11 protein-coding genes, 1 tRNA gene and 1 pseudogene are annotated in these 13,478 nt (G+C 63.0%); 5 read left to right on the forward strand and 8 right to left on the reverse strand.

The features are described 5' to 3' along the window. Positions 1-42: 42 nt before the first annotated feature. A tRNA-Leu gene (locus JQ574_RS22970) sits at positions 43-127 on the reverse strand. A gap of 137 nt (positions 128-264) precedes the next feature. Here JQ574_RS22970 and JQ574_RS22975 point away from each other — a divergent pair. Both JQ574_RS22975 and JQ574_RS22980 read left to right on the forward strand, forming a co-directional pair. After that, a complete protein-coding gene (locus JQ574_RS22975; protein WP_212208122.1) occupies positions 265-1,593 on the forward strand; it encodes a multicopper oxidase family protein in 1,329 nt (442 codons plus the stop codon). Between the two features lie 10 nt (positions 1,594-1,603). Next, entirely contained in the window at positions 1,604-2,689 is a 1,086-nt protein-coding gene (locus tag JQ574_RS22980) for an enolase C-terminal domain-like protein (protein ID WP_212208123.1), read from the forward strand. A gap of 51 nt (positions 2,690-2,740) precedes the next feature. Here the strand turns inward: JQ574_RS22980 and JQ574_RS22985 are convergent. Beyond that, positions 2,741-2,890, reverse strand: a pseudogene (locus JQ574_RS22985) (transcriptional regulator); the annotation flags it as partial. Between the two features lie 129 nt (positions 2,891-3,019). Beyond that, the gene (locus JQ574_RS22990; RefSeq protein ID WP_212208124.1) at positions 3,020-4,519 is read right to left on the reverse strand and encodes an NAD(P)H-hydrate dehydratase; all 1,500 of its coding nucleotides are present in this window, start codon (positions 4,517-4,519) and stop codon (positions 3,020-3,022) included. Between the two features lie 365 nt (positions 4,520-4,884). Here JQ574_RS22990 and JQ574_RS22995 point away from each other — a divergent pair, with 365 nt between their 5' ends. Together JQ574_RS22995 and glnA are read left to right on the forward strand one after the other, a co-directional pair. Further along, positions 4,885-5,223 (forward strand): P-II family nitrogen regulator, encoded by a 339-nt coding sequence (locus JQ574_RS22995; RefSeq protein ID WP_027537227.1) that lies wholly within the window; start codon positions 4,885-4,887, stop codon positions 5,221-5,223. Between the two features lie 160 nt (positions 5,224-5,383). Continuing rightward, positions 5,384-6,793: a type I glutamate--ammonia ligase gene (gene glnA, locus JQ574_RS23000; protein ID WP_212208125.1), complete on the forward strand. Its 1,410-nt coding sequence runs from the start codon at positions 5,384-5,386 to the stop codon at positions 6,791-6,793. A 113-nt stretch (positions 6,794-6,906) separates the two neighbouring features. On the opposite strand, the gene JQ574_RS23005 is transcribed toward glnA, so the two are convergent. From JQ574_RS23005 to JQ574_RS23020, 4 genes are all read right to left on the reverse strand, one after another. Beyond that, a complete protein-coding gene (locus JQ574_RS23005) occupies positions 6,907-7,305 on the reverse strand; it encodes a RidA family protein (protein ID WP_212208126.1) in 399 nt (132 codons plus the stop codon). Between the two features lie 48 nt (positions 7,306-7,353). Further along, positions 7,354-9,660, reverse strand: coding sequence for a PAS domain-containing sensor histidine kinase (locus JQ574_RS23010; RefSeq protein ID WP_249119524.1), 2,307 nt, complete (start codon positions 9,658-9,660; stop codon positions 7,354-7,356). 385 nt (positions 9,661-10,045) lie between these two features. After that, positions 10,046-10,816, reverse strand: a complete 771-nt coding sequence (locus JQ574_RS23015) for a gamma-glutamyl-gamma-aminobutyrate hydrolase family protein (protein WP_212208127.1) — start codon at positions 10,814-10,816, stop codon at positions 10,046-10,048. Between the two features lie 224 nt (positions 10,817-11,040). Beyond that, entirely contained in the window at positions 11,041-11,742 is a 702-nt protein-coding gene (locus tag JQ574_RS23020) for a hypothetical protein (RefSeq protein WP_212208128.1), read from the reverse strand. Between the two features lie 253 nt (positions 11,743-11,995). On the opposite strand from JQ574_RS23020, the gene JQ574_RS23025 reads away from it, so the two are divergent. After that, entirely contained in the window at positions 11,996-13,102 is a 1,107-nt protein-coding gene (locus tag JQ574_RS23025) for an AI-2E family transporter (RefSeq protein WP_212208129.1), read from the forward strand. A 6-nt stretch (positions 13,103-13,108) separates the two neighbouring features. Here the strand turns inward: JQ574_RS23025 and JQ574_RS23030 are convergent, their stop codons facing one another. Beyond that, entirely contained in the window at positions 13,109-13,411 is a 303-nt protein-coding gene (locus tag JQ574_RS23030; RefSeq protein ID WP_212208130.1) for an antibiotic biosynthesis monooxygenase, read from the reverse strand. Positions 13,412-13,478 lie beyond the last annotated feature (67 nt).

Below are 13,478 nucleotides of genomic sequence, written 5' to 3' on the forward strand. Positions count from 1 at the left end.
GGCCCTCCAGTATTCATCATGCAAACGCTTGAATAGAGCGCTTGGTGCGGGCGGAGGGACTCGAACCCCCACAACTTTCGTCACTGGAACCTAAATCCAGCGCGTCTACCAGTTCCGCCACGCCCGCGTAAAAAGCATCCAGTCCGGCCGCGATGCCGCGAGCGGCGGGCTTATAACATGCGCCCACCGGTCCGCAGCAAAAAAATGGCGCTTTTTGAACGCCGCCCGAGGCAAGGCGTCACAGCTGGACAGGACCTTCAGAAAATGGTCCGCATCGGTCTCATGGCAAGCCCCAAATCCCTGCTGCACCGACGCGAGCTGATGGCCGGACTGGGCGCTGCCGCCCTGCTCCCGATATGGCCCGCCATTGGCTCTGCTCAAGGCCGCGCAGCGCTGGCGCTGCAAGCCAAAGGCGATGTTGTTGCGCTTCGGCCAGGAGCGCCGGCGACGCCGGTTTGGTCGCTTGGATCGCCGGAGGTCAGGTTCAAGCGCGGCGACACCGTTGAAGTCACACTCGCCAATGAGCTGCCGCAGCCCGTTGCCCTCAATTGGCGAGGGCTCGACGGCGCCGCGAGCGCCGAATCGCTGACGGCCCGCGCGCCGCTCGCGGCCGGGATGAGGGAAACTCTACAACTGCCGCTGCGACATGCCGGAACGCAGCTGTGTGATCTAACCCTTCTCGGCGACGGCCAGGCACGGCCATCCCGGGCTCGCGCAGTGGTGGTCCGGGAAAACGAGACTGTCGCCGTCGATCGCGACGAGGTGTTTCTGGTCGAGGACTGGCGGCTGCGCCCGGACGGAACCGCAATCGCGCCCGGAATCGACCCCAAGGACGCGGCAACGGTTCTGACGGCCAACGGCCAGCTTTCGTTCGATATTACAGCACGAACCAATGAACGGATCAGGATTCGCTTCATCAACGGCTGCCAGCGGGCTGTTATCGCGGTCAAAATCGAGAATTTCGAGGTTCGCGTGATGGCCATCGACAGCCAGCCGTCCGAGCCGTTCCAGGCCCGCAACGGTGCGTTGGTGGTGCCCCCCGGCGGCCGCGTCGATGCCTTTATCGATGTGACGGCACCCGCCGGGACCACCGCAGCGATTCTGGTCCACGACGGCAAGGAGGCCCGTCCCATCGGCAGGCTGATCGTGTCGGGCGAACCGCCGGCCCGCCCCGCCCCGCTTCCCTCGGCGCCGCCGCTACCTTCCAATGGCCTGCCGGCGCGACTCGACCTCAAGGGCGCCACCCGGGCCGAATTGGCCCTTGGCGGGCCGCAAGGCGACTGGGTGCCGCCGGCGAACTTCGCCGCGACCGCCGCGCCCGCGTTCCGTACCAAAGCGGGACGCACCGTTGTGCTGGCCCTGAACAACCGCGGCCCCATCCCAACGGTATTCCACCTGCACGGTCATCATTTCCGGCTGCTCGACCGGCTCGATGACGGCTGGAAGCCGTTCTGGCTGGATACGCTGGCGATCGAACCCGGCCAGACGCAACGCATCGCCTTTGCCGCCGAATATGCCGGACGCTGGCTGATCGAATCCGTCGCGACCGACTGGGCCGCCCCCCGCCTGGTGCGATGGTACAGTGTGGAATGAGGAGACCGGCATGAGCGCATCCGTTCCCGCCATTCGCAGCGTCACCGCCCGCGGCCTCGTGGTGCCGATCGCGCGGCCCGTGAAGACCGCTTTCTCAACGATCGATGCCGCACCGATGGTGCTGATCGATGTCGCGACCGATCAAGGCGTTACCGGACGCGCTTACATCTTTGCCTACGCCAAACTGACAGTGAAGCCGCTGGTGCACCTGATCGAGGAGATCGGGCGCGAACTCGTCGGCAAGCCGGTTGCGCCGTTTGATCTGATGAAGGCGATGGACGCAAAATTCCGCCTGCTCGGCTGGCAGGGCCTGGTCGGCATGGCGGTGTCCGGGCTCGACATGGCCTATTGGGACGCGCTCGGCCAGATTGCCGGTCGGCCATTGGCCGAGCTGCTCGGCGGCGCGCCGCGGCCGATCAAGGCCTATGACAGCTATGGCGTGGTCGATCCCATTGCCGACGAGAAGGCGCTGCGCCGCTCGCTGGAGCAGGGGTTTCGCGGCATCAAGATCAAGGGCGGCGATGGCGACGCCGCCAATGACGAGCGAGTGGTCAAGGGCGTGCGCGCCCTGCTCGGCCCGGACATCGCATTGATGATCGACTTCAACCAGTCGCTCGATCCCGCGGAAGCCGGCCGCCGCATCGCCCGCCTCGCCCCGTATGACCTGCACTGGATCGAAGAGCCGGTGCCGCAGGAAAATCTGTTGGGCCATGCCAAGGTGCGCGAGACCTCGCCGACGCCGATCCAGGCCGGCGAGAACTGGTGGTTCCCGCGCGGCTTTGCCGAGGCGATCGCGGCCGGCGCCAGCGACTTCATCATGCCCGATTTGATGAAATGCGGCGGCGTCACCGGCTGGCTTCAGGTCGCAGCCCAAGCGGAAGCCGCCAACATTCCGATGTCGAGCCATCTCTTCGCGGAGGCCAGCGCCCACATGCTGGCGGTGACGCCAACCGCGCACTGGCTGGAATTTCTCGATTTCGCCCGCGTCATTCTCGCCCAACCCGCCGAGATCATCGACGGCACGGTCACCGCGCGAGGTCCCGGCCTTGGCCTGGAATGGAACGAGGCGGCGGTGGCGAAATATCTCGTGACGTAGGATGGGTAGAGCGAGCGAAACCCATCATCGCTGCCATTTCGGCTAGCCAGGTGTCCTACCTTTGGCACGGGCGACAACGCCGAGCGCATGCGCGATATAGCCTGCATCCTCGGTCTTGAATGCTTCCTCCATGAATACGGCAATCGCCTCATCGGACAGCAGATCCTCAGCCGGATCATAAGCCGTTAGCTTCTCGCCCATCTCATTCACTCCATCCCCTGGCAAGATGCTTCGCCGTAACCGTAGGATGGGTGGAGCGAAGCGATACCCATCAATGCCTGCAACCGCGAAGACGATGGGTATATCGCTTCGCTCCACCCATCCTACCAACTAATACTCAATCCCGAACTCGTCGTAGAGCCGCCGGAACACCGCGGGCAGCACCTCGGTCAAATCTTCTGCGATCAGGCCCGGCCCCGCCTCGCGGGCGCCTTCGCCGTGCATCCAGACGCCGATGCTGGCGGCCTCGAAAGCCGGCACGCCTTGCGCCAACAGCCCTGCGATGATTCCCGCCAGCACGTCGCCGGCGCCGGCGGTGGCGAGCCAGGGCGGCGCGTTGGCCGCGATGCTGGCGCGCCCGTCGGGCGATGCCACCACCGTATCCGGCCCCTTCAGCAGCACCACGGCGCCAGAGCGCAAGGCGGCGTCGCGCACCCGTTCGAGTTTGGAGCGGCCCGGATGCTTGTTGCTGATGTCGCTGAACAGCCGCGGAAACTCGCCCTCGTGCGGGGTCAGCACGACCTGCGGATCGCTGGACGCCTTGATCGATTCAAACAGGCGCTCCGGTTCTTGCGCAAAACTCGTCAGCGCGTCGGCATCGAGCACGAGGTGACGTTGCGCTGACAATGCAGTGTGGACGAGATCGCGCGTGCGCGCGCTGATGCCAGCGCCCGGCCCGATCACGCAGGCATTGAGCCGCTTGTCGTTCAGCATGTCGGCGAATTCGACCGCGCTATCGACCGCGCGGATCATCACCGCGGTCAGCGCCGAAGCATTCACCGCCAGCGCCTCGCGCGGCGACGCCAGCGTGACGAGGCCGGCGCCGGCCCGCAGCGCGGCGCGTGCCGCCAGCCGCGCCGCGCCGGTTGAGGCCATGTCGCCGGATACGACGACGGCGTGACCGCGCGCATATTTGTGGCCATCGATCCGCGGCACCGGAAAGCATCCCCGCCAAGCCTGCGGAACGTTTTCCATTGTCTGCGGCTGGATTTCGCCCAGCACATGCGCATGGATGCCGATGTCGGCGACGCGGACGCGGCCGCAATGCATCCGTCCCGGCAGCAACAGATGCGCCGGCTTCTTGCGGAAGAACGTCACGGTTTCGACGGCGTTGATCGCAACATCCATCACGGCGCCGGTGGTGCCGTTGATGCCGCTCGGCAGATCGACGGCGAGGACCGGCGCGCCGTTGGCGTTGATCGCCTCGATCATCTCAAGCGGATCGCCCTTCACGGGACGGTTGAGACCGGCGCCGAGCAGCGCATCGATGATCAGCGCCGGCTTCCCGATCGCCTGCGGATTGAACGGCAGCACCGGGTATTTCCACCCCTTCGCCGCGAGTGCCGCGTCGCCGGTAAGACTGTCCCGCTCGCAGAGCAGGATCACCGAAACGTCGCGGCCGCGCGCGGCAAGTTCGGCCGCAGCGACAAACCCGTCGCCGCCATTGTTGCCACGGCCGGCAACCACCACGATCGCGCCCTCCTCGACCAGTTCCATCGCGGCTTCTGCAACGGCCTGGCCCGCGCTCATCATCAGCGCGAAGCCGGGCGTGCCGGCGGCAATGGTCATTCGGTCGGCACGCTCCATCTCAGTGGTGGTCAGAACTTCCATGCCGAATCCTCGATCTATCAGCCTTTTCCAGAGGCATTTCCCATATCGGCCGTAGCCAATCGCCCAATAGCTGCATACCAATTGATCGGTTTGCCTATTTGGTAGGCTTGGGTATCATGCAGCGTCCGGTCCGACCTCTGCCGATTGCCTGTTAAAAGTCTGATAACATTCCAAAATCAGGCCCGTTAACAACTTGGCATAGACCCTGCTTTTGGGGAAGCCGGTAAGGAAGCCGGCTCAGGACCGTCGCCGTTCGCGCCAATTGCGAGCGTTTCGGGCCCTGATCAGGGATCGACGACCAGACGGCGCCACGCGCGATATCGAAACTATCTGCTCTGCAATTTGTAATGCCCGGGAGGCGCTCAGTGAAAAAAATCGAAGCCATCATCAAGCCGTTCAAGCTCGACGAGGTGAAAGAGGCGCTTCAGGAGGTCGGACTGCAGGGCATCACCGTGACCGAGGCCAAGGGTTTCGGTCGGCAAAAAGGCCACGCCGAACTGTATCGCGGTGCGGAATACATCGTGGACTTCCTGCCCAAGGTCAAAATCGAGATCGTGATATCAGACGAACTGGTCGAGAAAGCCATCGACGCGATCCGGCGCGCCGCCCAGACCGGCCGCATCGGCGACGGCAAAATCTTCGTCTCCAACATCGAAGAAGCGATCCGGATCAGAACCGGAGAATCCGGGCTGGACGCTATCTAAGCCGGGTGCTATCCCGCATTTTGCGACTGAAAAACAAGAAAAGGGCTGCTTCGGCGGCCTGATTTCGTTTGCGATATCTCACCACTCTGTCTGTCTGTGTGTGCGTGTTGTTTGCGAAAATGTCGTTGTCGCAGAGTCCTGGAAACCAAAAGGGGTATTCATGAAGACCGCCAAAGACGTCCTGAAATCGATCAAGGACAACGACGTAAAATACGTCGACCTGCGCTTCACCGACCCGCGCGGCAAGTGGCAGCACGTGACTTTCGACATCGGCATGATCGACGAGGAAATCTTTGCCGAAGGCACCATGTTCGACGGCTCGTCGATTGCCGGCTGGAAGGCGATCAATGAATCCGACATGTGCCTGATGCCCGATCCGGTGACCGCGACGATCGATCCGTTCTTCGCCGAAACCACCATGGTCATCACCTGCGACGTGCTCGAGCCGACCACCGGCGAGCCCTACAACCGCGACCCGCGCGGCATGGCCAAGAAGGCCGAGGCGATGGTCAAGTCGATGGGCATCGGCGACACCGTGTTCGTCGGACCGGAAGCCGAGTTCTTCGTATTCGACGACGTGCGCTTCTCCTCTACCCCCTACAACACCGGCTTCAAGCTCGACTCCTCGGAATTTCCGACCAATTCGGACACCGAATATGAAGGCGGCAATCTCGGACACCGCATCCGCACCAAGGGCGGCTACTTCCCGGTCCCGCCGCAGGACTCGGTCCAGGACATGCGCTCGGAAATGCTCGGCGCGATGGCCAAGATGGGCGTCAAGGTCGAGAAGCATCACCATGAAGTCGCTTCCGCCCAGCACGAGCTCGGCATGAAGTTCGACACGCTGACGCTGATGGCCGACCACATGCAGATCTACAAATACTGCATCCATCAGGTCGCGCACATCTACGGCAAGACCGCGACCTTCATGCCGAAGCCGATCTATGGCGACAACGGCTCGGGCATGCATGTCCACCAGTCGATCTGGAAAGACGGCAAGCCGGTGTTCGCCGGCAACAAATACGCCGACCTCTCCGAGACCTGCCTCCACTACATCGGCGGCATCATCAAGCACGCCAAGGCGATCAACGCCTTCACCAACCCGTCGACCAACTCCTACAAGCGTCTGGTCCCCGGTTATGAAGCGCCCGTGCTGCTCGCCTACTCCGCGCGCAACCGTTCGGCCTCCTGCCGTATCCCCTACACCGCCAACCCGAAGGCCAAGCGCGTCGAGGTCCGCTTCCCCGACCCGATGGCCAACCCGTATCTCGGCTTCGCCGCGATGCTGATGGCCGGCCTCGACGGCATCAAGAACAAGATCGATCCGGGTCCGGCGATGGACAAGGACCTCTACGACCTGCCGAAGGAAGAGCTGAAGCAGATCCCGACGGTATGCGGTTCGCTCCGCGAGGCGCTGGAAAACCTCGACAAGGACCGCGCGTTCCTCAAGAACGGCGGCGTGTTCGACGACGACTTCATCGACAGCTACATCGAGCTAAAGATGACCGAAGTCGAGCGCTTCGAGATGACCCCGCATCCGGTCGAATTCGACATGTACTATTCGCTGTGATTTTTCGCGGCGTTCGCGCCGCTGATGTCACGGTTCACAAATGCGAAAGGCGCTCCGAACGGGGCGCCTTTTGTTTTTGAACACATCTCAACACCGGTGCTCGGAACGCAGGATCATCCCTCTCGCGTTACGGCGGTGAGATTCATCGTCAGCAACACGCCGGACTTGGGCAGCTCCTTCACCGCAATGACCGTCCGCGCCGGTCTGTGATCTCCCATCATCTCGACATAGGCCGCGTTCATCGCCTCGAAGTCGGACATGTGCTGCAGGAAGATATAAATGTGCAGCACATGATTGAGATCGGACCCCACGGCTTCAAGCATGACCGCGAATGATTTCAGGATTTGCCGTGTCTGCGCGCCGACATCAGCGCCAGCCAATTGTCCCGTCGCCGGATCGAAGCCGGCCGTCCCCCCAATCGAGATGTGTTGGCCGACCTTGGCGATATGATTGTAAGGGCCGATCGGCTTCGGCGTGTTCGGCGGCGTGAGTGTCTCTACGCGAGACTTCATGTGGCGGCCTGTTCAAGTCCAGAGAAGTTGAGGCTGCCAAAGAATAACCTATCCCTCCTTCGGCGGATACTTGCGCAGGAAACGCTCGAGCTCCGGCTGCACGGAATAAGGCGTCGGTATCGGATCGCCGGCCGGATCGACCGCAATATCAAGACAACGGCGCAACGTTCGCGCCAGCTCCGCGCGCCGATAAGGCTTGGTCAAAAGCGGAATCCCGTGGCCTGCGCGGTTTTTCAGCGGCAGCGCGCCGTCGCTATAGCCGGAGGTGAAGAGCACCCGCAGCGACGGCCGGCGGGCCATCAGCGTTTCGGCCAGTTGCCTGCCGTTCATACTGCCGGGCATCACGACGTCGGTGAACAATAAATCAAACGCGGCGCCCCGATTGACGATGGCGAGGGCCTCGTCGGCATTCGAGGCCACGATCACCTTGTAGCCGAGGCTCTCGAGCTGCATCGTCACGTAGTCGCGGATCTTGCGGTCGTCCTCGACGCACAGGAGCGTTTCGCTGCCGCCCTGCACCGGCGAATCCTCGTCGTGTGTCGACGGTTGAAGCGCGCTGGTGTCGGCTTTGGGCAGATAGATCGTGAACGTCGTGCCGCTTCCCTCCTCGCTGCGCACGTCGACGCTTCCGCCCGACTGCTTGGCGAAGCCAAACACCATGCTGAGTCCGAGCCCTGTTCCCTGGCCAACCTCCTTGGTGGAAAAGAACGGTTCAAATATCTTGTCGAGAATGGGCTGCGGAATCCCGGTGCCGGTGTCGCTCACTTCGACCACGACATAATCGCCGGCGCGTTCGACGCCGCGGGCCACCGCCTCGGGCACGCCCAAAGTGATGTTGCCGGTCGCAATGGTCAGCTTTCCGCCATCTGCCATGGCGTCCCGGGCATTGATGGCGAGATTGACGACCGCGGAGGAGAGTTGGCTACGATCGACGAATGCCGGCCACGCCTCGTCGCTCAAGGCGGCCTCGATTTCGATATCCTTGCCGACGGTCGGCGCGAGCAATCGAACGGCCTCGCGAACAAGATCATTGACGTCGATCTCGGCCGGCTGCAACGGCTGCTTGCGCGCGAACGCCAGCAGGCTGGCGGTGAGGTTTGCGCCGCGGTCGGCGGCGTCGCTGATCAGCTTGGTGATCGAAGCCAGGTGCGGAACGTCCTTGACGCCATCGGCCAGAATTTCGATCGTGCCTGTGATCACCGTGAGCATGTTGTTGAAGTCGTGGGCAATGCCGCCGGTCAATTGCCCGACGGTATCCATCTTTTGCGCCTGAATCAGCCGCTCCTCGGCGATGCGCCGCTGGGTGATGTCCCGGACAAAGGCGTTGATGATGTAACCGTCGCCGCGGCGCAGCGCCGTGAGCGACACTTCGACAAAAAATTCGTGACCGTCCCGGTGCAGCGCCGGCGCCTCATAGCGCATGCCCATGGCGCCACCGGCGGTCTCACGCAGGAATTTGGCGATCCGCTGCCGGTGCGCCGCGCGAAGGTGCTCGGGAAACACCAGCTCGACCAGCTTCACACCAACCGTCTCCGCCCGCGTCCACCCGGTCAAGGCTTCGGCCTGCGGACTCCATTCGAGAACGAAGCCGTTTTCGTCGGTCTGGACGAAGGCGTCGAGCGCGGTGCTCACGATGGTCTGCGCCATCTGTTCGCTGTCGACCAGGGCCTGCAGGGCGCGCTTTTGTTCGGTGACGTCGCGGAGCACGGTCACCGCCCCGCAAAGCCTGCCGCGTTCGTCGCGCAACGGCCGGGCGTTGGCGACGATGTGGGCTTTCGCGCAGGATCCTTCGGACTGCACCATGAGTTCGAAATCATCGACATGTTCGCCGCGCAGCGCCCGCGCCAGCGGCGAATCCGGGATCGGCAGCGGTGTGGTACCGTCGACAAGGAAACAGGCGAATTTTCTGACCCCCGTCAGGCTGTCGAAGCCGCGGTCCAGACCCAGCAGGTGGCGGGCTGCGCCGTTGGCAACGACGACCACCGCGTTCTCGTCGGCCACGACAACGCAATCGCGGATGCTTTCGACCGTGTTTTCCAGCAGGTTTGGCCTGGCGCCGAGCTGGTCCGACAATTCGGCGAAAGCCGCCGATAGCGGGGCCATCTCCCGGCTACCTTCGGCAGGCATCGCAACCGGCTTGCCGCGCGACAGCCCCTCGACCGCCCGGGTCATTCGGGTCAGCTGTCGGGACAGCGAGCCCGCGATGGCGGCCGCAAGCACCAGCGCGACCAAGACCGCGATCACCCCGACGACCAGTGTCGCGCGACCGAAACCATCACCGAACACAGCAAGGGCGCAAACGGTGCCCACGACCAGGAACACCATCGCGAATGCAAGACGGCTCCACAAAGTCATGACGACCAACTGCCCAATAAAATCGCTAAGAAAACCGCCAGAGAAACCGCCCAGGAAATGATGACGACAATGGTGTGAGTATGAATGCGGGTCCGGCGCCTTGCGCCGGTTGTTCGGCGCCCTCAGCTACCCCAATGCATAGCCGAGTTCTGGGCCGCGCTCCCGCGTTTTCGGTTCCGTAGAATTACGGACAGCACCCCGGAGAAATGGATATTTCGAATCAAATTATACCCCGAATATCCTGGAGTAACGCGCCTTGATCTCCTCGCTTTGCGCTTGCACGGCGGCGGGATCGGCCTTGAGCAATTTCAGATTCGCCAGCGGGATGTGCTCGCCCTTCCCCCTCACCTGCTCATGAGCGGTGTGCGAACATTTCGACCAGCAGCTAGCTCGCCCGCTGATGCGCTTTGAGCGCCTCGCCGAACGCCTCAAACAGCGCACGGTTGATCGGATTGCGCTGCGGGTCGTACTCCGCATGCCATTGCACGCCGAGCGCAAAGCTCGGTGCATCGGCAATGCGAATTGCCTCGATGGTGCCGTCTTCCGCCACGCCCTCGATGACGACGCGCTCGCCGGGATCGAGAATGCCTTGCCCATGCAGCGAGTTCACGCGAATGGTTTCGCAGCCAAGCAGCTTCGCAAAGGCGCCATCAGGCGTCAGATGGACGTCATGCCGGTCGGCAAAGATCACCAACGGATCGGGGTGGATCTCGCCGTTCTCCAGCCGCGGCATGCGGTGATTCATGCGGCCGGGGATGTCGCGAATCTCCGGGTGCAGCGAGCCGCCAAAGGCGACGTTCATTTCCTGCAAGCCGCGGCAGATGCCGAAGATCGGCACGCCGCGGGCGACGCAGGCTTCCGCCAGCGCAAGGGCGACGTCGTCGCGGTGAATATCGTAGGGCTCGTGCCTCTCATGCGGCTCGGTCTTGAAGCGGGTCGGATGGACGTTGGCGCGGGCGCCTGTCAGCACCACTCCGTCGACGGCTTCGAGCAAGGCGCCGATATCGGTAATCTCGGGCGATCCGGCAAACATCAGCGGCAGTGCGCCCGACACGTCGGCTACAGCGCGGAGATTGCGCTCTCCGACCATCTGGGTTGTGAAACGATTTTCGATGCGATGGGCGTTCCCGATCACACCGACCACGGGCCGTCTCATCGCCAAGTTTCTGCTTTCATCGTCCTGCGCAAGGATCTTCCAGGTTGAGCCATGATTTTGGCCGATCATGCCTGCGAGATCGTGCCGGATCAACATGATATGCTGCCTACTTCTGCTTTACAGCTCCGCGCGAAGCCCAGGCCGTGCCGGCAAGCCCGGCGTCAGAACAGGCGCAAAGGCACGCGTTTTGGCTCGTGGAGCGGCCTGACGCGCGGCAAAGGCAGCTACTTCCGCGTAAAGGCTTCCCTGGCTTCGACAGCCTCGACGCCGGGCAGCCCGGCCGCCCGAAGCGCAGTCGCGGCGGAATTGTCGGCGCCGTTCAGCCACGGCAGTTTCGCCTGAATGGCACGGGTCACCGGCTCGCCCAGCACGCCGCCGAAATCGAGCGGCCAAAATCCGTTCGGCACCGCCTCGGCCGATATCCCGCGGAGGCGATATCCCTTCCCCAGTGCACTTTCCGCTTCGTCAGGCTGCACATTGCGTGCGGTCCCGGGATTGGCCGGGTCGGCAAACGTCACGAGTACCGGGATCAGCGCGCCCGTTACCGGCACGACGCCGGTCTGGCGGTTCATTTCGTTGAACGACACGCGCTTGCCGTCGCCGGCGGCCGCCGTATAGGCGCGCAGGGCTACATAATTGATGCCGTCGAGTTCGAGTTTCTTGTCGATATGCGCCAGCAGCGCGACCAGATTTTTGCCGCCGCCGAGGTCGACGTAGACGGCATCACCCACGGTGCGGGTTGGGCCGATGCCGCTGTAGCCGCGATACGGGTGGACCGCCAAGACTCCGCTCGCCGATTTGCGTCCATCGGGGGTCTCGACTTCAACGGTCAAGCGATATTTGTGGCCGGGTCGGTTGATCCTGATCTGGTCGCCGATATAGATCGCCGCCAGCAGCGCAACCGGCCCCAACCATTTGAAATTCATCTCATCCTCGCCGAAGCGCCCGTCGCTGGAGCTTTTCCGCTCCGATGGAATCGGAACGGAGCTCCAGATTCTTGATTTGACGCGTTTTCTTGACGCGAACCGGCGTCCACTTCGCTGGAAAACGCTTTAGTTAGCCTGCACCGCTTGGCACACCGGGCATGGCAGCGTCAAACCGGCGCGTGCCTCGCCGCTTGATCCCGGGCGAATTTTCGCGAAAGACTGGCGCAGGAATATTTTGGGGGAAGGAATCAACGTGACAGGTCCGGCTGACGGTCGTCTTTTGGCCCGCAACGATCTGGCGTGGGCGATCTCGGTCGGAGGCATCGGCGTCGTGCTGTTCACGGCACTCTTGCTGTTCACCTGGTATTTCGCCGCGACCCTGTTCCTGATCTTTGCCGGCGTGCTGCTCGGCGTCGCCCTCACCGCGATGGCCGGTATGCTCGGCCGCGTGGTCAAACTTCCGCATTCGCTGCGGCTCACCGTCGTCTGCCTGGTGCTGGCCGGTATCCTGTCGGGAATTCTTTTCCTCGGCGGCGCCACCATCGCCCAACAGACCAAGGTGTTGAGCGACACGATCAAGTCGCAGCTGGTCGACCTCAAAGCCTTCCTGGACAGGAATGGGGTCGATACCAGCTTTTTCGACTTCGGCAGCCTCAATGCGGCTTCGGATGCGTCTGCGCCGGCGGCGCCAACAACGCCGCATAGCCTTCCCAGCGCCAGCACCATCGCGTCCAGCGGCGGCGCCATTTTCAGCCAGAGCCTGAAGCTGATCCTGGGCACCGTGAGCGCGGTCGGAAACTTCTTTATCGTGCTGTTTCTGGGCCTCGCCTTTGCCGTGCAGCCAAGCGTTTACCGCAACGGGCTGTTGTTCATGGCGCCGGCCAGGCACCGCGCCCGCGCCACCATCATTATCGACCGCATCGGCTGGACGCTGGAGCGCTGGCTGATCGCGCAGATCATCACCATGGCAGCGGTGTTCTTTGTCACCTGGATCGGGCTTGCCATCATCGGCATCCCCAGCTCGTTTATTCTGGGCATCCAGGCCGGCCTGCTCGCCTTCATTCCGACCGTCGGCGCGATCCTCGGCGGGCTGATCGTGGTGCTGGCGAGCCTCGCCTCCGGATGGGTCGCGGCGCTCAGCGCGTTCATCCTGTTCCTCGGCGTGCACGCGTTGGAAAGCTACGTGCTGACGCCGATCATCCAGCGTCAGGCGCTGGATATTCCGCCCGCCACGCTGTTCGCGTTCCAGATCCTGCTCGGCGTCGTCTTTGGCATCTGGGGCCTCGCGCTTGCCCTGCCCCTGATGGCGATCGCCAAGGTCATGATCGACCATTTCAAGGCCGAAAAGACGATGGTGTAAGCCGCTTTAACCCTCCGACGTCAGCACCGTCTCGGTGTGCTCGACCTCGGGGGGCGCCGCAAAGTACTGCCCGACCAGGCCGCGCCATGCCGTAAAATCTTCCGAGCCGCGGAAATCGACGGTGTGATTTTCCAGCGTTTCCCATTGCGCCATCAGGCGATAGCGCTGCGGCTTCTCGATCGACTTGTGCAGTTCAAATCCCTTGCCGCCCTTGGCGCGCAGGAACAGCGGGCGCGCCTTGGCCACGGCGGCTTCAAAATCCTTCTCGGTGCCGGGCTTGACGTCGATCTGTGCGATTTCGGTGATCATTGATGAAGCCCTTCTGCTGGGAATAACCGTCTCTAGCTGAAGGCGCCGAAAAGAAAAAGGCGCCTTG

The sequence above is a fragment of the Bradyrhizobium sp. AUGA SZCCT0158 genome (genome assembly GCF_018130065.1).
Lineage (GTDB): Bacteria > Pseudomonadota > Alphaproteobacteria > Rhizobiales > Xanthobacteraceae > Bradyrhizobium.

What these genes read in the sequence shown, in the direction of transcription:
- JQ574_RS22975 (WP_212208122.1), top strand. Translation starts at nt 265, where the DNA reads ATGGTCCGCATCGGTCTCATGGCAAGCCCCAAATCCCTGCTGCACCGA.
- JQ574_RS22980 (WP_212208123.1), top strand. Translation starts at nt 1,604, where the DNA reads ATGAGCGCATCCGTTCCCGCCATTCGCAGCGTCACCGCCCGCGGCCTC.
- JQ574_RS22990 (WP_212208124.1), bottom strand. Translation starts at nt 4,519, where the DNA reads ATGGAAGTTCTGACCACCACTGAGATGGAGCGTGCCGACCGAATGACC.
- glnA (WP_212208125.1), top strand. Translation starts at nt 5,384, where the DNA reads ATGAAGACCGCCAAAGACGTCCTGAAATCGATCAAGGACAACGACGTA.
- JQ574_RS23005 (WP_212208126.1), bottom strand. Translation starts at nt 7,305, where the DNA reads ATGAAGTCTCGCGTAGAGACACTCACGCCGCCGAACACGCCGAAGCCG.
- JQ574_RS23010 (WP_249119524.1), bottom strand. Translation starts at nt 9,660, where the DNA reads ATGACTTTGTGGAGCCGTCTTGCATTCGCGATGGTGTTCCTGGTCGTG.
- JQ574_RS23015 (WP_212208127.1), bottom strand. Translation starts at nt 10,816, where the DNA reads ATGAGACGGCCCGTGGTCGGTGTGATCGGGAACGCCCATCGCATCGAA.
- JQ574_RS23020 (WP_212208128.1), bottom strand. Translation starts at nt 11,742, where the DNA reads ATGAATTTCAAATGGTTGGGGCCGGTTGCGCTGCTGGCGGCGATCTAT.
- JQ574_RS23030 (WP_212208130.1), bottom strand. Translation starts at nt 13,411, where the DNA reads ATGATCACCGAAATCGCACAGATCGACGTCAAGCCCGGCACCGAGAAG.